The organism is Vibrio metoecus (assembly GCF_009665255.1).
Classification (GTDB): Bacteria; Pseudomonadota; Gammaproteobacteria; order Enterobacterales; family Vibrionaceae; genus Vibrio; species Vibrio metoecus_B.
Window position 1 is genome coordinate 609,374 of sequence record NZ_CP035686.1, and the last position, 19,315, is coordinate 628,688.

Below are 19,315 nucleotides of genomic sequence, written 5' to 3' on the forward strand. Positions count from 1 at the left end.
AATTAACCACATACAGAGGCAATTATGGCCGAAGAAGAACAAGTTGCGGATGCCCCCAAAGGGAAAAAGAAATTGTTGATCATCATTATCGCCGCCGTGGTATTACTGGCTGGCGGTGGTGGTGCAGCATTTTTTATGATGGGATCCAGTGATGAAGAGGCCGCAGCGCAAGCTGAGCAGAAAACAGAACAAGCTGCGACACCGGCCGACCCTGTCTCTTACGTCAATATTGCTCAGCCGTTTGTGTTTAATGTAACGGGTGATGCAAAAGATCGCATGGTACAAATCAAAGTGCAGTTGATGGTACGAGGCAGCGAAAATGAGAATTTAGCCCGTTACCATTCTCCCTTAGTGGAAAGTACCTTGTTGGCGACCTTTGCTTCAGCGACTGTTGAACAGCTACGTACGCCTAACGGACGTATTGAATTGCGCGACAAAGCGACTGAAGACATCAAAGCGGCACTCAACCAAGCCGTAGGTAAGCCGATTATTGAAAAAGTGCTGTTTACCGATTTTGTAATGCAATAGGTGAAATGTGACTGATTTATTAAGCCAAGACGAAATTGATGCACTGCTCCACGGTGTCGATAGTGTCGATGAGGAAGAAGAGGAATTACCCAAGTCGGTCCCTGGCGCGGTAAATTTCGACTTTTCTTCCCAAGATCGTATCGTCCGGGGTCGAATGCCGACTCTGGAGCTGATCAATGAACGTTTTGCTCGCCACCTACGCATCAGTCTCTTCAACATGCTGCGCAAAACCGCAGAAGTCTCGATCAACGGCGTGCAGATGATGAAGTTTGGTGAATACCAAAACACCTTGTATGTCCCCACCAGTTTGAACATGGTGCGCTTTCGTCCTTTAAAAGGCACCGCTTTGGTGACCATGGAAGCGCGTTTGGTGTTTATTCTGGTTGAGAACTTCTTTGGCGGCGATGGTCGTTACCATGCGCGGATTGAAGGGCGTGAATTTACTCCGACCGAGCGACGCGTTATTCAACTGCTGCTCAAAATCGTGTTTGCTGACTACAAAGAAGCCTGGTCTCCGGTGATGGGGGTTGAGTTTGAATACCTCGATTCCGAAGTAAACCCGAGTATGGCGAACATTGTCAGCCCAACCGAAGTGATTGTCGTCAGTTCCTTCCACGTTGAAGTGGATGGCGGCGGCGGTGATTTCCACATGGTCATGCCGTATTCCATGGTTGAGCCAATCCGTGAACTGCTGGATGCGGGTGTACAGTCGGACAAAATGGAAACCGACGTGCGTTGGAGCACTGCACTGCGTGAGGAGATCATGGATGTGCCGGTCAATTTCCGAGTGAACCTATTGGAAATGGATATCGCGCTACGTGATTTAATGGAGCTGCAAGTCGGTGATGTTATCCCGATCAAAATGCCAGAACACGCGGTGATGTTTGTTGAAGAGTTACCGACTTACCGCGTTAAAATGGGTCGCTCTGGGGAGAAACTCGCGGTACAAGTTTCCGAAAAAATTAAACGCCCTGATGTGGTGAAAACGGATCTCGCATTCCTCGGCAAAGACATCATGGCTGAGTTTGAAAACGCAGAAGAAGATGAAATCGAGTAGTCCGTTACACGTGATTAGGATGACCTCGCTGTTACCCAGCGAATGAAGATCAGAACCAATAGGTAGTTGAAGATGGCAAAAAGTGAAGATGAAAGATTGGCCGAAGAGTGGGCTGCGGCACTAGGTGAAGACCCTAGTGCGCCAGATATTGATGTGGATGAAATTCTGGCCGCCCCACTCGAAGAGTTAAAAAATACTGCGCCACCGATCAGCGATGATGAACGTCGCAAGCTGGATACCATTATGGATATTCCAGTCACCATTTCAATGGAAGTAGGGCGCTCTAAAATCAGCATCCGTAACCTATTGCAACTGAACCAAGGTTCGGTGGTGGAGTTGGATCGTATTGCCGGTGAATCATTGGATGTGATGGTTAATGGTACTTTGATTGCTCATGGTGAAGTGGTGGTGGTGAACGATAAGTTCGGTATCCGCTTGACCGACGTAATCAGCCAGACTGAACGTATCAAGAAACTGAGATAGCCAATGCGTAAATTGGCTGCTTTGATTCTTATCCCTATTCCTGTGTTGGCTGCAACCAGCAGCCAACTGGATTTGGCGACCACTTTCGGGTCGCTTTTGTTCGTTATCGCCCTGATCCTTTTACTGGCTTGGTTGCTCAAACGGATGCGTGTTCCCGCGTTTGGTCAGCAGAAAGGATTGAGTATTGTCAAACAGCTGCCCGTTGGTACCCGAGAGCGGGTGATGATCATCCAAGTGGGCGAAGAGCAGTATTTAATTGGCGTTACCACTCAGTCGATTCAACTGCTAGCCAGACTCGATAATCCACTCACACAGGAGGAGCTGCCAGCAACGCCTTTTTCTAACCAGTTGATGCAGCTACTGAGAAAAAATGAAACGGACTCAAAGATTTAATTTGACCTCTTGGTTGACTACGGGATTACTCACTTGGCTGCTCTCCGGCATGCTGGGTTTTGCTTCGCTCGCATTTGCTGAAGAACCGCTCAATACAGGAATTCCATCGACTGCGGCGGGAGCATCTTCCGTCACTGTTACAGCACTTGAAAAAGAACAAGGCAACGCCAAAACCATCGCGTTGGGCAGTAGCAGCGGGGGAAGTGGCATTCCTGCGTTCACTATGACCACCAATCCGGATGGCAGTGAAGATTACTCGATAAACCTACAAATTCTTGCACTGATGACCATGTTGGGCTTCTTGCCTGCCATGGTGATTTTGATGACTTCATTCACCCGTATCGTGGTGGTGATGTCGATTCTGCGGCAAGCCATGGGTTTGCAACAAACGCCTTCCAACCAAGTGATTATTGGTATTGCGCTGTTTTTAACGTTTTTTATTATGGCTCCGGTGTTTAACCAGATTAATGAACAAGCGGTGCAGCCTTATCTCAATGAACAGATCTCTGCACGACAAGCGTTCGATTTAGCACAAGAGCCAATGAAGGCCTTCATGCTCAAGCAGACCCGAGTCAAAGACCTGGAAACCTTCGTTGAAATGTCGGGTGCTCAAGTCACCGCACCGGAGCAAGTCTCCATGGCGGTACTTATTCCTGCTTTTATCACCTCGGAACTGAAAACCGCGTTCCAGATTGGTTTTATGCTGTTTTTGCCGTTTTTGATTATCGACTTGGTGGTGGCTTCAGTGCTGATGGCGATGGGTATGATGATGCTCTCGCCAATGATTGTTTCCTTACCTTTTAAATTGATGTTGTTCGTGTTGGTGGATGGCTGGAACTTGATTCTGTCGACCTTGGCGGGCAGTTTTGCCTTGTAGCGGGGAAGCAGCATGACACCAGAGATATTTGTCGAACTGTTCAAAGAGTCACTCTGGCTGGTGCTGATTATGGTGTGTGCCATCATCATCCCCAGCTTGCTGATTGGTCTTGTGGTCGCCATTTTTCAGGCAGCCACTTCGATTAACGAACAGACGTTGAGCTTTTTGCCGCGTTTGATCATCACCTTATTAGCACTGATGTTCTTTGGGCATTGGATGACGCAAATGCTGATGGACTTTTTCTACAGCATGATTGAGCGCTTGCCGCAGGTTCTGTACTAGGATCACTTATGGAGTATCCAGCCAGTGTCGTCCTCGATTTCATCGCCAACTATTTCTGGCCGTACACGCGTATTGCGGCCATGTTGATGGTGATGACGGTTACTGGTGCGCGCTTTGTGCCTGCGCGTGTGCGTCTTTATTTAGGGTTGGCCCTGACCTTTGCGGTGATGCCGGCGATTCCTGCGGTGCCTTCCGATATTGCCTTGCTCTCACTGCAAGGATTCATGATCACCTTTGAACAAATTGTGATTGGCATGGCAATGGGCATGGTGACTCAGTTTTTGGTGCAAATCTTTGTCATGCTTGGTCAAATCCTCGGTATGCAGTCGAGCTTGGGTTTTGCTTCCATGGTTGACCCTGCCAATGGACAAAATACCCCGTTATTGGGTCAGATGTTTATGCTGTTGGCCACGCTGTTTTTTCTCTCCAGTGATGGCCATTTAAAAATGATTCAACTGGTGGTGTTCAGCTTTAAAAGCTTGCCGATTGGCAGCGGTTCACTCACTACGGTCGATTATCGCGAATTAGCCTTGTGGCTTGGCATTATGTTTAAAGCCTCACTTGCGGTATCGCTTTCCGGCATTATTGCGCTGCTCACCGTGAACCTCTCATTTGGGGTGATGACTCGTGCTGCGCCGCAGCTCAACATCTTTTCGCTCGGCTTCTCGTTTGCGCTCCTCGTGGGTCTGTTACTGTGTTGGTACATACTCAGCGGCCTGTACACCCATTACGAAATCTACTGGCAAGAGACGGAAGAGCAGATTTGTCGTCTCATTCGCTTGAATTGTTAGGAGGCTGATTTGGCAGAATCCGACGGCCAAGAAAGGACCGAAGAAGCCACCCCCCGAAGGTTGCAGCAGGCCAAGGAAAAAGGCCAAGTTGCGCGTTCGAAGGAGCTGGCTTCGGTTTCCGTTCTTGTTGTAGGCGCAGTTTCCTTGATGTGGTTTGGCGAAGCATTAGCCCAAGGCCTATTCACGGCTATGCAGCGGCTTTTTTCGCTCAGCCGAGAAGAGATCTTCGATGTCGGAAAACTGTTCGACATCATAGGTGGCGCGCTGGTTAATTTGTTGCTACCACTGATGATGATTTTGATTACTCTGTTTGCTGCGGCTTTGATTGGTGCGGCAGGGCTAGGGGGAATTAATTTTTCCGCGGAAGCAGCGATGCCCAAACTCTCCAAAATGAATCCACTGAGTGGGTTTAAGCGAATGTTCGGTATGCAAAGCTGGGTTGAATTGCTTAAGTCGATTCTAAAAGTCATGTTGGTGGCGGGCGTAGCTTTCTATCTCATCGAAGCTTCGCAAAAAGATCTGTTTCAACTCAGCTTGGATGTGTATCCGCAAAACATTTTCCATGCGCTCGACATTCTGCTCAACTTTGTACTTCTGATCAGTTGTTCATTACTGGTGGTGGTGGCAATTGATATTCCATTTCAGATTTGGCAACACGCCAACCAACTGAAAATGACCAAACAGGAAGTGAAAGACGAGTACAAAGACACCGAAGGTAAACCAGAGGTGAAAGGGCGTATTCGTATGCTGCAACGTGAAGCGGCGCAGCGGCGGATGATGGCTGCACTGCCACAAGCCGATGTGATCATCACCAACCCGGAACACTTCTCGGTGGCGCTACGTTATAAGCAAAATACTGATAAAGCCCCTGTGGTGATTGCCAAGGGCGTGGATCATATGGCATTGAAAATTCGTGAAATTGCGCGGGAATACGATATCGCGATTGTTCCTGCACCGCCTTTGGCGCGAGCCTTGTACCACACCACAGAGCTTGAACAGCAAATTCCGGATGGTTTGTTCGTGGCGGTGGCGCAAGTGCTAGCGTTCGTCTTCCAGTTAAAACAGTACCGTCGCAAAGGTGGTCAGCGGCCGAAACTCAACGAAGAGAATATGCCTATCCCACCGGATATGCGTTACTAACTATCCCCTGCCTACTTGAAGCTGCAGCGGTGTTGGCTACGCTCGTTCACCCCAATCACATAGTTATCTATGCTCATGGGGATGAACTCACTTGCCGCCTACCTGCAACTCCAAGTAGTTTGGGTATATCGATTTTAATTCACTATTTCTCAGGAATAGACAGCAGCACCAAGAGCGCGCCATCACCGCCAAATTCGAGTGGGGCTTGGTGGAACGCGAGTACATCGGGGTGCTGTGCCAGCCACAGTGGAACATTCTGTTTTAAGATGTGCTTGCCAATGCCATGCTGCACGCAAGCACAATGCACATTCTCTTTTAGGCAGTAGGCGATCATCGCCCCCAATTCGCGTTTTGCTTCTTGCTGAGTCATGCCATGCATATCCAAAAACACATCTGGCACATACACGCCACGGCGTAGCCTTTTCACTTCGTACTTAGAAACATCGCTACGTGCGTAACGCGTTGGGCCTTCATCACTCAGATGGGGCATAAACTCATCGGAGAAATAGAAATCGTTGTCTGAAGCTTCACGCTCGGTACGGCGGATTTCTTTTTGCTTGGGATTTCTGTTTGGCGCGTGGAGTATGGTATCCTGACGCAACTTTTTTACGCCCTTTACTTCGTCACGAAACAGTGAGAAATCGTCGTCAAGATTATCTTTATCGTTCTTGTTATGGGTAATTCGGTGATCGTTTTTGCTCATTAGGGTGACGTGTGTTTGTTACTGTAAATGGATGACGCGGTATTGTAGCGCTTTTTGGAGGCAATTTTGGATAAGATTTTCGTTGAGGAAGCGGTTTCTGAACTGCATACCTTGCAAGACATGATTCGTTGGACTGTGAGTCGATTTAACGCTGCTAACCTGTTTTATGGTCAAGGCACGGATAACGCTTGGGATGAAGCGGTACAACTCATTCTGCCAACGCTCTATCTGCCGATTGATGTGCCTCCGCATGTACTGAGTTCACGCCTGACCAGCAGCGAGCGCCTGCGTGTGGTTGAACGCGTGATCAAACGTATTAACGATCGTACGCCAGTGGCGTACCTGACCAACAAAGCGTGGTTCTGTGGTCTTGAGTTCTTTGTTGACCAACGTGTTCTGGTACCGCGTTCACCGATCGGTGAATTGATCCAAAACCGTTTTGAGCCTTGGTTGATTGAAGAACCAACGCGCATCATGGATTTGTGTACCGGCAGCGGCTGTATTGCGATTGCTTGTGCCAATGCTTTCCCTGAAGCAGAAGTCGATGCGATTGATATTTCAGTCGATGCGCTGAACGTTGCCGAGCAAAACATTCAAGATCATGGTCTAGAACAGCAAGTTTTCCCTATCCGTTCCGATCTGTTCCGTGATTTGCCACAAGAGCAGTATGACCTGATTGTGACCAATCCACCTTATGTGGATCAAGAAGATATGGATAGCCTACCAAGTGAGTTCCGTCATGAACCTGAACTTGGCCTTGCAGCAGGCAGAGATGGTCTGAAACTGGCACGCCGTATTCTGGCCAATGCGCCACTCTATCTGAAAGAGAACGGGGTTCTGGTGTGTGAAGTGGGCAACTCCATGGTGCATATGATGGAACAGTACCCGCACATCCCATTTACGTGGTTAGAGTTTGAAAATGGTGGCCACGGTGTATTTTTGCTGACTCGTGAGCAGCTTATCGACTGTGCTGCGGATTTCGCGCTGTACAAAGATTAATGATGACACGCTGAACTTATTCCCACGCCGACCTTTGAGTCGGCGTTTTTTATGGCATATAAACAGCCGAAAGACCTTGGAGAAGGTGGTGAATAGCACCATTAGGCGATGAAAACGGTCAAATCTGGTCATTTTTAGGACTTTACATCACAAAGCATTAACGCCACTATGAAGCCACGAAGAACAGTTAATCAGTGAAACTGGAGTTTCACTGTGCATTGAGGAAGTCATGGCAGGAAACAGTATCGGACAACATTTCCGAGTCACCACATTCGGAGAAAGTCACGGTATCGCACTGGGATGTATTGTCGATGGTTGCCCACCGGGGCTCACCATCAGCGAAGCGGATTTACAAGTGGATCTTGACCGTCGTCGCCCCGGCACATCGCGTTATACCACCCAGCGTCGCGAGCCGGACGAAGTCAAAATTCTCTCAGGTGTGTTTGAGGGAAAAACCACAGGCACATCGATTGGGCTTTTGATCGAAAACACCGACCAACGCTCCAAAGATTATTCAGATATCAAAGATAAGTTCCGTCCCGGACATGCGGATTACACCTATCATCAAAAATATGGTGTGCGCGATTATCGTGGTGGTGGCCGTTCATCGGCGCGTGAAACTGCCATGCGTGTCGCGGCGGGAGCGATTGCCAAAAAATATCTGCAGCAAGAATTTGGCATTGAAGTGCGTGCTTACTTGTCGCAAATGGGTGATGTCGCGATTGATAAAGTGGACTGGAATGAGATTGAAAACAACGATTTCTTCTGCCCTGATGTCGATAAAGTGGCCGCCTTTGATGAGCTGATCCGTGAGCTGAAAAAAGAAGGCGATTCGGTCGGCGCGAAAATCCAAGTGGTTGCTACAGGCGTTCCGGTTGGATTGGGTGAACCTGTGTTTGATCGTCTGGACGCGGATATTGCCCATGCGTTGATGAGCATCAACGCAGTGAAAGGGGTGGAGATTGGTGATGGCTTTGATGTGGTGCGCCAAAAAGGCAGCCAACATCGTGATCCTCTCACTCCGCAAGGATTCCGTTCTAACCATGCGGGTGGCATTTTAGGTGGCATTTCTAGCGGGCAGGATATCGTAGCCAATATCGCCCTGAAGCCGACCTCCAGCATTACCGTGCCGGGCGAGACGATTGATGTGAACGGTGAGCCAACCGAGCTTATCACTAAAGGTCGCCATGACCCTTGTGTCGGCATTCGCGCAGTACCCATCGCAGAAGCCATGTTGGCAATTGTGCTGATGGATCATCTGCTGCGTCATCGTGGTCAGAACCACGGTGTCATGACGGCAACACCGAAAATCTAGTTTTATCTTTAGAGTTAATCGCTTTAAATGCAACAACGCCCTCAATTGAGGGCGTTGTCATATCCGCGACTTAACTGCAAATCGCATAGATAAGGAATGGTTATTAGTGAATCGAGTTCTCGGCTTCCAAATGGAAAGAGGGTAGACGCCATTTAAAACGCACAGCAGCCATACGCAGAGTGTAACCCACCACGAGAGTTACCACGGTGCTCACTACATCACTGACACCAAACTCAAGTAGGGTCAGATATAGACCAGATGCCATGAGAGCAATCGACGCATACAATTCTTCATGCAATACCAAGGGCGGCTGACGGCAAATCAAATCGCGTAGCAAACCACCAAACACGCCAGTGACTACCGCAGAAACTAAACAGATACCGGGATGCAGGCCCATGCGCATTGCCACTTGCGTGCCGATGATTGAAAACACAATCAGGCCTAGCGCATCAAGACGAATAAATAAGCCTTTAAGCTTGATCACCCACTTGTATACCCAAGTGGTCAGCACGCCCGCGACACAAGTTATCGCCAGATATTCAGGATTTTTTACCCAGCCGAGTGGGTAGTGGCCCAGCAAAATATCACGCACTGTGCCACCGCCAATCGCGGTGGCGCTGGCGACCAGCATGACGCCAAACCAGTCCATTTTGCGACGGCCGGCACTCAACGCTCCGGTCATGGCTTCCGCCGTGATCCCAATGATATACAAAACACTCAGCAGCATGCATCACCTCATTCAACAGCAGAGGATATATACCCTTCCTACTTGAAGCTGCAGCGGTGTTGGCTACGCTCGTTCACCCCAATCACATAGTTTGCCTATGCTCATTGGGATGAGTTCATTTGCCGTCCACCTGAAACTCCAAGTAGTTTGGTATAGAAAAATTAAGGCGAAATTCTAGGGTTTATCCTAGGAAATAAACAATGATTTTTTATAAGGTGAATGTGATTTAAATTAGTAAAACTAATGAGTTAATGGTTGGAGTAACCCAAACGTTTTCCGAGTAGATATCTTCGGTGTGAGGTTTAGTTCTTTACCCGATGGAAAAAAATCTCCAGAATGCACGCCGTCACTCCTATTTGCCATGCACTATGAACCATCAATACCAAGACTTAGTTGACATTTTCAACCAGACTTTTTACCGCGACTACAACACCCAATTAGAGCTGGGCGGCGATGAGCCGATCTACTTACCTGCCGATGAGCAAGTGAGTTATCACCGGATCATTTTTGCTCGTGGCTTTTACGCCTCTGCTTTGCATGAAATCGCTCACTGGTGTGTGGCTGGGCCGCAGCGACGTTTGCTCGAAGATTTTGGTTATTGGTATGAACCGGATGGACGTACCGCGCAAGTGCAGGCGGAGTTTGAAAAAGTGGAAATTCGTCCGCAAGCTTATGAGTGGATTTTAGCCATGAGCGCAGGCTTTCCCTTCTCGGTGAGTTGTGACAACCTGAGCGGTGATTTTGAGCCAGACCGTTTGGCTTTTATGAGCAAGGTGCACAGTGAAGTGCTCAAGATTCTTGAACAAGGTTTACCGCAGCGAGTGAAGATGTTGTCGGAGGCGTTGCGCGCTTTTTACCAAACGCCTGCCTTGCTGCCGGAGCACTTTGCGGTTAAATAACCCTAGGTGAAAACCATTTATCCATTAACGAGAAGCTGATGATTATTGAATTTGAAGAAAAACTGCTGGATCTGATTGATGCACAAGTCGTTAACGCGTCCAGTGATGAGCTGTTTGCGGGTGGCTATTTACGTGGACACATTTCACTTTCTGCGGCGCAGTGTGAAGAGGAAGGGATTACCGAACTTGATGTGCTCAAGCAACGCATTGAACAAAGTTTAGAGGCTGCGCGTTCAGAGTTGAGCCCTGCCGACCGCGCGATTGTGGCTGAGCTTTGGCAACAGCTGGCCACGCAAGCGTAACCAAACCATCCGGTATTATCGCGAAAGTCGCCATGAGTAGAGTAAGGCTTTCGCGATTTCCCCACGTTTTTGCTCAACTCTCCAGTGCTAAAAGTCTGTTGTTCAAACTTTCTGAACAACTAAGTAAAAAAATCAGGATTGTTGCTCGTCCATTTCCCGACTAATCTTGCTTTAACACTAGTCAGGGGAAACCACCATGAAAATTATTGCCTTCGGTGCCAGCACCAGTTCAACTTCAATCAATAAAGCGCTTGCTACTTTTACTGCAAATCTAATTGATGGAGCACAAGTCCAAGTGCTGAATATCAACGATTATTCTGTACCTATGTTTAACGAAGATCTGGAAAAAGAGATCGGCCAAGCCGAAGGTGCACAAGCCTTTTTACGCGATCTTGCACAAGCAGATGCTTTCGTGATTTCGTTTGCTGAGCACAATGGCCACTACCCTGCGGCGTACAAAAACCTGTTCGATTGGGCAAGTCGCATCAATCGTGCGATGTTTGGTGATAAGCCTGCAGTTTACCTTTCTACCTCTCCAGGTCCTGGCGGTGCTCAATCAGTGCTTGCTGCGGCTACTGCTTCAGCGCCTTTCTTTGGGGGTAACGTGAAAGCATCGGTTTCAGTACCTAGCTTCTACGATAACTTCGATCTTGAGCAAGGGGTTGTGACCAAGCCTGAGATTGTTGCAGAGCTGAAAGCGGCCGTGGCTAAACTCAGCGCCTAAGAAAAAATTGTCCATTAAGTCCTAAATGTTGAAAGCCTCGCATAGCGAGGCTTTTTTGATCGGCGTTGATAGCCCTTATCAGACTTTTTGTGTAAGCGCCTTGCCTTTACGCAGCTTTCGAACCCACATGCGGCAAGGGTGTAACTGTTCGAGCAGATCCACGCTTAGTGGCATGGGATCGCCACACATTTGCGAAGCGAGAAGTTCAGCCATCAGCGGCGCGCTACTTAAACCGCGTGAGCCAAGCCCTGCAAACGCATAAAGTTGTGGATAGAGCGCGATTGGCTCGACTTCTTGCTGATGAGCTAAATCGCGATATTGCTCGATTATTTTCGAAAATTCGCCGACATTGCCGACAAAAGGCAGATGATCGCGGCTGACACAGCGTACGCCTTGGCGTGACTGATTGCCGCTGACATCCACTTCTAATGGCCAAGTTTGCTCCGGCAAGCAGTGAATCAGCTTTTGCGCATTTTCGCGTTGTGCTTGCGCATCAAAAGTCGCATCAAGGTGCTGGCGATCATAACTTGCCCCAATACAGTGATGTCCATTTTGTTGGCTAACCGGGGTCATATAGCCATCGTAGCAAAGTACGCTCTTGATTTTGCTGAGTGTGCCGGTGGTCGGAATATGGCTGACTTGGCCTTTCACCTTGCCCAGTGGCAAGTTGGCGGTTTGTGTTACGCTGTCAAACTGATGGCCACTGGCAATCACTACGCACTGATGTGACATGAGTTTGTCGCCACTACGTAGCTGCCACTGCTGAGTCTCTGGCTGCCAAGTCAGGGCATCAATGGGAGAGTTATAATGCGCAGTGAGCTTGCCTTGCTGCTCTAAGAGATGGATTAAGCCTTGAGTGAGTTCTGCTGGGCAGAGCCAGCCACCGAGCGGATAATGCACACTGGCTTGATCAACAGGCACTCCGACTTGTTGATTGGTGTGCTCTGCGGATAAACCATGTACTAATTGTTCTGGGAAATTACCCTCAAGCATACTGGTGAGCTTTTGGGCTGCCTTTTCATCCCACATTAATTGGGTAACACCGCACCAATCGTGGTCAAAGGTTACCTGCTCAGCCGCTTGTTCAATAAATTGACGCGCAAACAGAAATGCTGGAGCAAACACTCGTGAAACCGAATTGTGATCACCACTGAGTAGCGGATAGACCGCACCTTGTCGGTTACCGGATGCGCCTTGTGCTGGTTTTTCATCGGCGCAATAGAGGGTTACTGAAATGCCGCGTTTGGCTAGTGTTGTAGCGAGTGTGGCACTAGCGACTCCACCACCAATAATTGCCACATCTCGCAGGCCGTTGGTGGCTTCAAAACGAAATTCTGGCGCAATATTGGTGTAAGGTACTTTTTCACTCAGATTGCCGGCAATCATTTCGCGTTTGGTACCAAAACCTTTGACTTTTTTCATCGCAAAGCCAGCGTCAATCAAGCCACGGCGTACAAAACCAGCCGAAGTAAAGGTAGCGCAGGTACAACCGTTTTTCGCCAGTTTCGCCATACCTGCAAACAGGTCTTGATTCCACATCTCGGGATTTTTGCTAGGAGCAAAGCCATCGAGGAACCATGCATCCACTAAGCCTTGCTCCTGTGTTGCCACTTTCGGTAGGCAGTCTTTGATATCTCCAAACCAGAGATCGAGCGTGATGAGCCCATCATCCAACACAATCCGCTGGCATTCTGGAATGGCTAATGGATAGTGTTTATGCAGTTTTTGCGCGAATTCTGCCAGTTCCGGCCACGCTTTATGTGCCTGAATTAAATCGCTTTTACTGAGCGGGTATTTTTCAAAGCTAATGAAATGCAGCTCTTTGAGTTTTGCATCGGGATTGGCTTCACGAAACTCCACAAACGCTTGCCACACTGCCAGAAAATTCAGGCCCGTACCAAAGCCGGTTTCCGCAATCACAAATCGCCTTTGGTCATCATTGTGCCATCTTTGTGGGAGATGATTCTGCTCAAGGAACACATAACGTGTCTCGGCCAAACCATTGACGTTAGAGAAATAGACATCGTCAAATTGATCAGAGACAGGGGTTCCTGCGTCGTTCCAGCCAAGCTGGGCGTGTGAAATGGATGACATAATGAACAAATTCTATGAAATCAGGCTGTATATGGGTCGAGATTGTACGAATTTATGGGAAAGCTGACCACTTCTGTTATTCTTCTTCGATATCATCTAGCCAAATTTACATAATAGGAATGTTACATGAAACGAGTCGTCATCACCGGTATGGGTATTATTTCGAGTATCGGTAACAACGTCGAAGAAGTTTTGGCCTCACTAAAAGCTGGCAAGTCAGGCATCACCGCCTCTGAACAGTTTAAAGAGCATGGCTTGCGTTCACAGGTTTGGGGTGATTTAAAAATCAACCCAGAAGAACATATCGATCGTAAGCAAATGCGCTTTATGGGTGATGCGGCTGCGTATGCATACCTATCTCTTGAACAAGCGATTACTGATGCGGGTCTAACTCCTGAGCAAGTGTCTAACGACCGTACTGGTATCGTTGCTGGCTCTGGCGGTGCGTCTTCTGAAAACCAAGTTATCGCGGTGGATACTCAGCGTGAAAAAGGCGTGAAGCGTGTGGGTCCTTATATGGTGCCACGTACCATGTCTTCAACCGTTTCTGCATGTTTGGCTACGCCATTTAAAATTCGCGGTGTGAACTACTCAATCAGCTCAGCTTGTGCGACTTCGGCGCACTGTATTGGTAACGCAGTTGAGCTGATCCAACTGGGTAAGCAAGACATCGTTTTTGCCGGTGGTGGTGAAGAGCTGTACTGGTCACAAACCATGATGTTTGATGCGATGGGCGCACTATCAACCAAATACAACGAAACACCAGAAAAAGCCTCACGTACTTACGATGCCGATCGTGATGGTTTCGTGATCTCTGGCGGCGGCGGCATGGTGGTGGTTGAAGAACTGGAACACGCACTGGCTCGCGGCGCAAAAATTTACGGTGAAATCGTCGGTTACGGCGCGACCTCAGATGGCTACGACATGGTAGCACCATCGGGTGAAGGCGCAGTACGTTGTATGAAGATGGCGATGCAAGGCGTTGATAAAATTGACTACATCAACACTCACGGCACTTCAACACCAGTCGGTGATGTGAAAGAGCTTGGCGCAATCCAAGAAGTGTTTGCAGGTAACAGCCCTGCGATTTCTGCAACCAAAGCGATGACTGGTCACGCACTGGGCGCAGCAGGTGTACATGAAGCCATTTACTCAACTCTGATGCTCCACCACGGCTTTATTGCTCCAAGCATTAACGTTGAAACGTTAGATGAAGCAGCACATGGTCTGGATATCGTGACGGAAATGCGTGAGCAAGAGCTGACTACAGTGATGTCTAACAGCTTTGGTTTTGGTGGCACAAACGCAACTTTGGTTATCAAAAAATACCAAGGTTAAGCGCACCAAATCCATCATAGTTTCCAGAACAGATTAGTATCGCTAATCGAACAGACGCAGACTCTGTCCCATGGAGAGCGGGATAGGATCCTTTTGTTCTGGATGTTTGCCCGGCGGCTTAGGTCGTCGGGTATTTTTATTCTCGACAGCCTCCGTGCTTTTCTGCACAATGCCTGCAACTTTGATTGCCGCAAATTCCCACTATGAAAATTCTGATTGATGAGAACATGCCTTACGCACAAGCGCTGTTTAGTCAGCTTGGCGAAGTGATCTTAAAACCCGGCCGTAACTTAACCGCCGATGATCTGATTGATGTCGATGCCTTAATGATTCGCTCTGTCACCAAAGTCAATGAAGCTCTCCTTGCTAAAGCGAATCGCTTGAAGTTTGTGGGTACCGCGACGGCGGGTATGGACCATGTTGACCAAGCTCTGTTAGCAGAACGTGGCATCTTCTTCACGGCTGCTCCTGGCTGTAACAAAGTCGGTGTTGCAGAATACGTGTTCAGCGTGCTGATGGTACTGGCGCAGCAACAAGGCTTCTCGGTTTTCGATAAAACGGTAGGCATCATCGGTGCAGGTCAAGTCGGCAGCTATCTTGCGAAGTGTCTTTCTGGGATTGGCATGAAAGTGCTACTCAATGATCCGCCTAAGCAAGCACAAGGCGATGAGAGAGAATTTACCGAACTGGAAACCTTACTTAAAGAATCGGATGTGATCACTTTGCATACACCGATTACTCGCGATGGTGAGTGGCCAACCCATCATTTGATTGATGCAGCGATTCTTGAGCAATTACATAGCGATCAGATTTTGATTAATGCGGCGCGTGGTCCTGTGGTGGATAACGCGGCGCTGAAAGCGCGCTTGCAAAAAGGCGATGGTTTTACCGCTGTATTAGACGTGTTTGAGTTTGAACCGCAAGTGGATATGGAATTGCTACCGCTGCTCGCATTTGCCACTCCGCATATTGCCGGTTATGGCCTTGAAGGTAAGGCGCGTGGTACCACCATGATTTTCAATAGCTACTGCGAGTTTCTTGGCAGTGCACACTGTGCAAACCCAGCAAGCTTGTTACCCAAAGCGCCTGTGCCCAAAGTTTATCTAGAGCGAGCATGGGACGAGGAAACACTGCGTACGCTAACTCAAATTATTTATGATGTGCGTAAAGATGACGCACAGTTTCGCCGCGAGATTCACCAACCCGGAGCGTTTGACTTGATGCGCAAACACTATTGGGATAGACGTGAATACAGCGCGGTGACGCTAGCTGGAGGCGCTGATTGCCATTTGGCTCCTTTGGCTAAACTCGGTTTTCAAGTAGAGGTATGTGATGAGCCAACAATTTAATGTTGCCATTTTTGGCGCAACCGGCGCTGTAGGCGAAACCATGTTGGAAGTACTGCAGGAGCGTGAGTTTCCTGTGGATGAACTTTTCCTGCTGGCCAGTGAGCGCAGTGAGGGAAAAACCTATCGCTTCAACGGTAAAACCGTGCGTGTGCAAAATGTCGAAGAATTTGACTGGTCGCAAGTGCATATTGCGCTGTTTTCTGCCGGTGGTGAGCTTTCTGCCAAGTGGGCTCCGATTGCCGCAGAAGCGGGTGTTGTGGTGATCGACAACACTTCACACTTCCGTTACGACTACGACATTCCTCTTGTGGTACCTGAAGTGAACCCAGAGGCGATTGCCGAATTTCGTAACCGCAATATTATTGCTAACCCAAACTGCTCAACCATTCAGATGCTTGTCGCGCTAAAGCCGATTTACGATGCGGTGGGGATTGAACGTATTAACGTGACGACTTACCAATCGGTCTCAGGTGCTGGGAAAGCTGGGATTGATGAGTTAGCAGGACAAACCGCTAAACTGCTCAACGGCTATCCAGCGGAAACGAATACTTTTAGCCAGCAGATCGCGTTTAACTGTATTCCACAAATCGATCAGTTTATGGACAACGGTTATACCAAAGAAGAGATGAAGATGGTGTGGGAAACCCAGAAAATCTTCAATGATCCTTCGATCATGGTCAACCCAACGTGCGTACGTGTACCGGTATTCTATGGTCATGCTGAAGCGGTGCATGTGGAGACGCGTGCTCCTATTGATGCAGAGCAAGTGATGGACATGCTGGATCAAACCGACGGTATTGAGCTGTTCCGCGGTGCAGACTTTCCCACTCAAGTACGTGATGCTGGTGGCAAAGACCATGTATTGGTTGGTCGTGTGCGTAATGACATCAGCCATCACAGCGGTGTGAACCTGTGGGTAGTGGCAGATAACGTGCGTAAAGGTGCGGCAACCAACGCGGTACAAATTGCAGAGCTGTTAGTGCGCGACTATTTCTAAGTAGCGCGACCCATAGCATAAGCAATAAAAAACCCACCGTTTGGTGGGTTTTTGCTATTTGGTTACTAAGCGATTATTTCTTTGGCTTATGAGCGTTAGGATTGTCTTTGCAGCTACCATCACTGCCACATTTGCCGTACAAATAGAGGCTGTGGTTAGTCAGTTGCACATTGTATTTCGCCGCGATCTCTTTTTGACGTTGTTCAATCACATCGTCAGAAAACTCGATGACTTCGCCACAATCTAAACAGACTAGGTGGTCATGGTGATGCTGAGTTGAAAGCTCAAATACTGACTTGCCGCCTTCAAAATGGTGACGAGTCACGATACCAGCATCATCAAATTGGTTGAGAACACGGTACACTGTGGCAAGACCAATCTCTTCGCCGAGATCAATCAACTTTTTGTACAGCTCTTCAGCACTAATATGTTGGCACTCTGGCTGTTGTAAAACTTCTAAAATCTTAAGCCGTGGGAGGGTAACTTTAAGACCAGCATCCTTTAGCGCTTGGTTATTGTCTGACATATACTTTCCTGTTGATGTTCTGCAGTGATACATCCGTTCTACATGAAATGGCAATCGTATTGGCTGCGTTGTCAAACCCACCTCAACCGTTGCTGTAGTGGGGATCACTCACTTGCCGTCTACCTGCATCTCAATTCGTTTGGGTATAACAGAAGTCAATGTTGCTTTGCATTATAGGTGAGTCACCGCGAACAATAAACCACGAACTTCAAGAGGTTAATGGGAAACCTGCAAAGTCGAGGCAAATCACTGAACAAAGTGCTCTTACCAGTTACAATTATTTAACAATGATAATGTGAATACTTGGCAGCACTGTTCATCCATTTCAGTGGCTGTCCAAACCGAAGTCTAGGGCACTCAGGGTATGAATAAAACACTCTCTAAGCTTTATCAACCGAATATTGTGAAGTGGGCACTAAACTCTTGGCCTCCTTTTTGGGGGGCAGGAATCCATATTGACGCGATCAGTGCCGATTTTCGTGAAGTGACCATTCGTTTGAAATTGCGTTGGTGGAATAAAAACGCCAACCGGACTCAATACGGCGGTAGTATTTTCTCACTGACCGATCCGGTTTATGCCTTGATGCTGATGGGCATATTGGGTGAGCGTTATTACGTGTGGGATAAAGAAGCGAGCATTAACTTTATTAAACCGGGCGATACCGATTTATTTGCAGAATTTCGCATCACTCAAGAGATGTTAGATTGGATTCTGGCTTCAACGGCAGAAGGTGATAAATGCTTTCCGGAGTTTATTGTGCATGTCAAAAATGCTCGTGGCGAAGTGGTTTCGGAAGTGCAGCGTAAACTGTATGTACGCAAAAAACCGCAATATCGCGAGAGTTCTATCGAGTGTATTGAGTGAGTTAGAGACTCTGACGGCGGCATAACGCAATCCAAGCTTCTACGGTTTTTGAAACATAACGTTCGCGATGCCAAACCACGCCCAAACGCCAGTCTATAGCCGGTGCGATGGGGTAGATTAATACGCCATCCCCTTGAATCCTTTGACAAAGTGGAGCTGGAAGAAAGCACACGCCAACCCCGCTTTTGACTAATGCCACCAAAAAATCCCACTGGCTACTGCGCGCGGCGACTTGTGGTGTATAGCCCGCCGCTTGGCAGCAGGTATGAATGTGGTCACTTAGAGTAAATTCATGGGTAAACAGATAGAAAGGCTCTTGGCTGATCTGCGTCCAAGTGAGTGTGGTGAGTGATCGCCAGCGAGGAATATCGGGGACCACGGCAAAAATAGGGTAGTGATCGAGGGCAACCGTATTGAGATCGGGATGCTGATTAGGGGAGAGCATGGTCACCGCCACATCAATATCACCGTCTAAGATCGCTTGTTCTATCTTACGTCCGCCATACTCCACCACCGTTAATTCGACGTTAGGGTACGTTTGACGATATTGACGAAATAACCGTGCGTAAACATGCCCCACCATGGGCGGGATGCCTAAACGCAAATGGCCGCGCTGCAGTTGGTTTAAATCCGTGAGTTCCGCTTCCAGTTGCTGCATTTGGGTTAAAATCTGCTGCGCTCTTTGATAGACAATCTCTCCGGCTTCAGTCAGCCAGAAGCGTCGTCCTTCACGATGTAGAAGGGGCTGTTCTAACTCCTGCTCCAAATTACGGATCATCTTACTGATGGTTGGCTGAGTCACAAACAGGCGCTCAGAGGCTTTGGTAAAACTCTGCTGGTTAACCAGTTCAACGAAGTAGCGTAGGGCGCGGATATCCATCAAAAGTCTCTTTGTATGCCTAAATGGCATGAATTAAATAAATTTA

The 19,315-nt window shown here is 48.3% G+C and carries 22 protein-coding genes; 17 read left to right on the forward strand and 5 right to left on the reverse strand.

What is annotated here, in order from left to right; translation table 11 throughout:
- Positions 1 to 24 precede the first annotated feature (24 nt).
- The 8 genes from fliL (at position 25) to flhB (ending at position 5,551) form a co-directional block, all read left to right on the forward strand.
- The gene (gene fliL, locus EPB59_RS02890) at positions 25 to 528 is read left to right on the forward strand and encodes a flagellar basal body-associated protein FliL (protein ID WP_055050919.1); all 504 of its coding nucleotides are present in this window, start codon (positions 25 to 27) and stop codon (positions 526 to 528) included.
- Between the two features lie 7 nt (positions 529 to 535).
- Complete coding sequence (gene fliM, locus EPB59_RS02895; RefSeq protein WP_000130776.1) at positions 536 to 1,585, forward strand: flagellar motor switch protein FliM; 1,050 nt, start codon at positions 536 to 538, stop codon at positions 1,583 to 1,585.
- A 72-nt stretch (positions 1,586 to 1,657) separates the two neighbouring features.
- Positions 1,658 to 2,068, forward strand: coding sequence for a flagellar motor switch protein FliN (fliN, locus tag EPB59_RS02900; protein ID WP_055050920.1), 411 nt, complete (start codon positions 1,658 to 1,660; stop codon positions 2,066 to 2,068).
- A gap of 3 nt (positions 2,069 to 2,071) precedes the next feature.
- Positions 2,072 to 2,461, forward strand: a complete 390-nt coding sequence (gene fliO / locus EPB59_RS02905) for a flagellar biosynthetic protein FliO (RefSeq protein ID WP_154171512.1) — start codon at positions 2,072 to 2,074, stop codon at positions 2,459 to 2,461.
- On the forward strand, positions 2,439 to 3,338 hold the full coding sequence (fliP, locus tag EPB59_RS02910) for a flagellar type III secretion system pore protein FliP (protein ID WP_154171513.1): 900 nt from the start codon (positions 2,439 to 2,441) through the stop codon (positions 3,336 to 3,338). The genes fliO and fliP overlap by 23 nt, the downstream gene beginning before the upstream one ends.
- 12 nt (positions 3,339 to 3,350) lie before the next feature.
- On the forward strand, positions 3,351 to 3,620 hold the full coding sequence (gene fliQ / locus EPB59_RS02915) for a flagellar biosynthesis protein FliQ (protein ID WP_000187050.1): 270 nt from the start codon (positions 3,351 to 3,353) through the stop codon (positions 3,618 to 3,620).
- 8 nt (positions 3,621 to 3,628) lie between these two features.
- A complete protein-coding gene (gene fliR / locus EPB59_RS02920) occupies positions 3,629 to 4,411 on the forward strand; it encodes a flagellar biosynthetic protein FliR (RefSeq protein ID WP_000456296.1) in 783 nt (260 codons plus the stop codon).
- 9 nt (positions 4,412 to 4,420) lie between these two features.
- Positions 4,421 to 5,551, forward strand: a complete 1,131-nt coding sequence (flhB, locus tag EPB59_RS02925) for a flagellar biosynthesis protein FlhB (RefSeq protein ID WP_154171514.1) — start codon at positions 4,421 to 4,423, stop codon at positions 5,549 to 5,551.
- Positions 5,552 to 5,693: 142 nt separating this feature from the next.
- Here the strand turns inward: flhB and smrB are convergent, their stop codons facing one another.
- Positions 5,694 to 6,254: an endonuclease SmrB gene (gene smrB / locus EPB59_RS02930; protein WP_055050924.1), complete on the reverse strand. Its 561-nt coding sequence runs from the start codon at positions 6,252 to 6,254 to the stop codon at positions 5,694 to 5,696.
- A 66-nt stretch (positions 6,255 to 6,320) separates the two neighbouring features.
- Between smrB and prmB the strand changes: the two genes are divergently transcribed.
- Positions 6,321 to 7,253, forward strand: a complete 933-nt coding sequence (gene prmB, locus EPB59_RS02935) for a 50S ribosomal protein L3 N(5)-glutamine methyltransferase (protein ID WP_154171515.1) — start codon at positions 6,321 to 6,323, stop codon at positions 7,251 to 7,253.
- Between the two features lie 229 nt (positions 7,254 to 7,482).
- Positions 7,483 to 8,568: a chorismate synthase gene (aroC, locus tag EPB59_RS02940; RefSeq protein ID WP_154171516.1), complete on the forward strand. Its 1,086-nt coding sequence runs from the start codon at positions 7,483 to 7,485 to the stop codon at positions 8,566 to 8,568.
- A gap of 103 nt (positions 8,569 to 8,671) precedes the next feature.
- Here aroC and EPB59_RS02945 read toward each other — a convergent pair whose 3' ends face one another.
- Positions 8,672 to 9,295: a trimeric intracellular cation channel family protein gene (locus EPB59_RS02945; RefSeq protein ID WP_055050927.1), complete on the reverse strand. Its 624-nt coding sequence runs from the start codon at positions 9,293 to 9,295 to the stop codon at positions 8,672 to 8,674.
- 368 nt (positions 9,296 to 9,663) lie between these two features.
- Between EPB59_RS02945 and EPB59_RS02950 the strand changes: the two genes are divergently transcribed.
- The 3 genes from EPB59_RS02950 (at position 9,664) to EPB59_RS02960 (ending at position 11,220) form a co-directional block, all read left to right on the forward strand.
- Entirely contained in the window at positions 9,664 to 10,194 is a 531-nt protein-coding gene (locus EPB59_RS02950) for an elongation factor P hydroxylase (RefSeq protein ID WP_095457267.1), read from the forward strand.
- Between the two features lie 38 nt (positions 10,195 to 10,232).
- Positions 10,233 to 10,496 carry a YfcL family protein gene (locus tag EPB59_RS02955; RefSeq protein ID WP_055050929.1) on the forward strand — a complete coding sequence of 88 codons (264 nt, stop codon included), beginning with the start codon at positions 10,233 to 10,235 and terminating at the stop codon, positions 10,494 to 10,496.
- Positions 10,497 to 10,692: 196 nt separating this feature from the next.
- Positions 10,693 to 11,220, forward strand: a complete 528-nt coding sequence (locus tag EPB59_RS02960; RefSeq protein WP_055044339.1) for an NADPH-dependent FMN reductase — start codon at positions 10,693 to 10,695, stop codon at positions 11,218 to 11,220.
- Between the two features lie 78 nt (positions 11,221 to 11,298).
- Here the strand turns inward: EPB59_RS02960 and mnmC are convergent, their stop codons facing one another.
- A complete protein-coding gene (gene mnmC, locus EPB59_RS02965) occupies positions 11,299 to 13,314 on the reverse strand; it encodes a bifunctional tRNA (5-methylaminomethyl-2-thiouridine)(34)-methyltransferase MnmD/FAD-dependent 5-carboxymethylaminomethyl-2-thiouridine(34) oxidoreductase MnmC (protein ID WP_195707036.1) in 2,016 nt (671 codons plus the stop codon).
- A 126-nt stretch (positions 13,315 to 13,440) separates the two neighbouring features.
- On the opposite strand from mnmC, the gene fabB reads away from it, so the two are divergent.
- The 3 genes from fabB (at position 13,441) to EPB59_RS02980 (ending at position 16,998) form a co-directional block, all read left to right on the forward strand.
- The gene (gene fabB / locus EPB59_RS02970; RefSeq protein ID WP_055050931.1) at positions 13,441 to 14,652 is read left to right on the forward strand and encodes a beta-ketoacyl-ACP synthase I; all 1,212 of its coding nucleotides are present in this window, start codon (positions 13,441 to 13,443) and stop codon (positions 14,650 to 14,652) included.
- Positions 14,653 to 14,855: 203 nt separating this feature from the next.
- On the forward strand, positions 14,856 to 16,001 hold the full coding sequence (locus EPB59_RS02975; RefSeq protein WP_195707037.1) for a 4-phosphoerythronate dehydrogenase: 1,146 nt from the start codon (positions 14,856 to 14,858) through the stop codon (positions 15,999 to 16,001).
- Positions 15,985 to 16,998, forward strand: coding sequence for an aspartate-semialdehyde dehydrogenase (locus EPB59_RS02980; RefSeq protein ID WP_149560221.1), 1,014 nt, complete (start codon positions 15,985 to 15,987; stop codon positions 16,996 to 16,998). The genes EPB59_RS02975 and EPB59_RS02980 overlap by 17 nt, the downstream gene beginning before the upstream one ends.
- 73 nt (positions 16,999 to 17,071) lie before the next feature.
- On the opposite strand, the gene fcrX is transcribed toward EPB59_RS02980, so the two are convergent.
- Positions 17,072 to 17,524, reverse strand: coding sequence for a ferric iron uptake transcriptional regulator FcrX (gene fcrX / locus EPB59_RS02985; protein ID WP_001282826.1), 453 nt, complete (start codon positions 17,522 to 17,524; stop codon positions 17,072 to 17,074).
- A gap of 364 nt (positions 17,525 to 17,888) precedes the next feature.
- Here fcrX and EPB59_RS02990 point away from each other — a divergent pair, with 364 nt between their 5' ends.
- Positions 17,889 to 18,389 (forward strand): DUF4442 domain-containing protein, encoded by a 501-nt coding sequence (locus EPB59_RS02990; protein WP_154171519.1) that lies wholly within the window; start codon positions 17,889 to 17,891, stop codon positions 18,387 to 18,389.
- Between the two features lies 1 nt (position 18,390).
- Here EPB59_RS02990 and EPB59_RS02995 read toward each other — a convergent pair whose 3' ends face one another.
- Complete coding sequence (locus EPB59_RS02995) at positions 18,391 to 19,269, reverse strand: LysR family transcriptional regulator (RefSeq protein ID WP_154171520.1); 879 nt, start codon at positions 19,267 to 19,269, stop codon at positions 18,391 to 18,393.
- Positions 19,270 to 19,315: the final 46 nt, after the last annotated feature.

Coding starts and splice junctions, on each gene's coding strand:
- EPB59_RS02990 (WP_154171519.1), top strand. CDS start 17,889: ATGAATAAAACACTCTCTAAGCTTTATCAACCGAATATTGTGAAGTGG.
- fabB (WP_055050931.1), top strand. CDS start 13,441: ATGAAACGAGTCGTCATCACCGGTATGGGTATTATTTCGAGTATCGGT.
- fliL (WP_055050919.1), top strand. CDS start 25: ATGGCCGAAGAAGAACAAGTTGCGGATGCCCCCAAAGGGAAAAAGAAA.
- EPB59_RS02950 (WP_095457267.1), top strand. CDS start 9,664: ATGAACCATCAATACCAAGACTTAGTTGACATTTTCAACCAGACTTTT.
- EPB59_RS02960 (WP_055044339.1), top strand. CDS start 10,693: ATGAAAATTATTGCCTTCGGTGCCAGCACCAGTTCAACTTCAATCAAT.
- fliQ (WP_000187050.1), top strand. CDS start 3,351: ATGACACCAGAGATATTTGTCGAACTGTTCAAAGAGTCACTCTGGCTG.
- EPB59_RS02945 (WP_055050927.1), bottom strand. CDS start 9,295: ATGCTGCTGAGTGTTTTGTATATCATTGGGATCACGGCGGAAGCCATG.
- fliO (WP_154171512.1), top strand. CDS start 2,072: ATGCGTAAATTGGCTGCTTTGATTCTTATCCCTATTCCTGTGTTGGCT.
- fliP (WP_154171513.1), top strand. CDS start 2,439: ATGAAACGGACTCAAAGATTTAATTTGACCTCTTGGTTGACTACGGGA.
- EPB59_RS02955 (WP_055050929.1), top strand. CDS start 10,233: ATGATTATTGAATTTGAAGAAAAACTGCTGGATCTGATTGATGCACAA.
- fliR (WP_000456296.1), top strand. CDS start 3,629: ATGGAGTATCCAGCCAGTGTCGTCCTCGATTTCATCGCCAACTATTTC.
- smrB (WP_055050924.1), bottom strand. CDS start 6,254: ATGAGCAAAAACGATCACCGAATTACCCATAACAAGAACGATAAAGAT.
- aroC (WP_154171516.1), top strand. CDS start 7,483: ATGGCAGGAAACAGTATCGGACAACATTTCCGAGTCACCACATTCGGA.
- fliN (WP_055050920.1), top strand. CDS start 1,658: ATGGCAAAAAGTGAAGATGAAAGATTGGCCGAAGAGTGGGCTGCGGCA.
- EPB59_RS02995 (WP_154171520.1), bottom strand. CDS start 19,269: ATGGATATCCGCGCCCTACGCTACTTCGTTGAACTGGTTAACCAGCAG.
- EPB59_RS02975 (WP_195707037.1), top strand. CDS start 14,856: ATGAAAATTCTGATTGATGAGAACATGCCTTACGCACAAGCGCTGTTT.
- fcrX (WP_001282826.1), bottom strand. CDS start 17,524: ATGTCAGACAATAACCAAGCGCTAAAGGATGCTGGTCTTAAAGTTACC.
- EPB59_RS02980 (WP_149560221.1), top strand. CDS start 15,985: ATGAGCCAACAATTTAATGTTGCCATTTTTGGCGCAACCGGCGCTGTA.
- mnmC (WP_195707036.1), bottom strand. CDS start 13,314: ATGTCATCCATTTCACACGCCCAGCTTGGCTGGAACGACGCAGGAACC.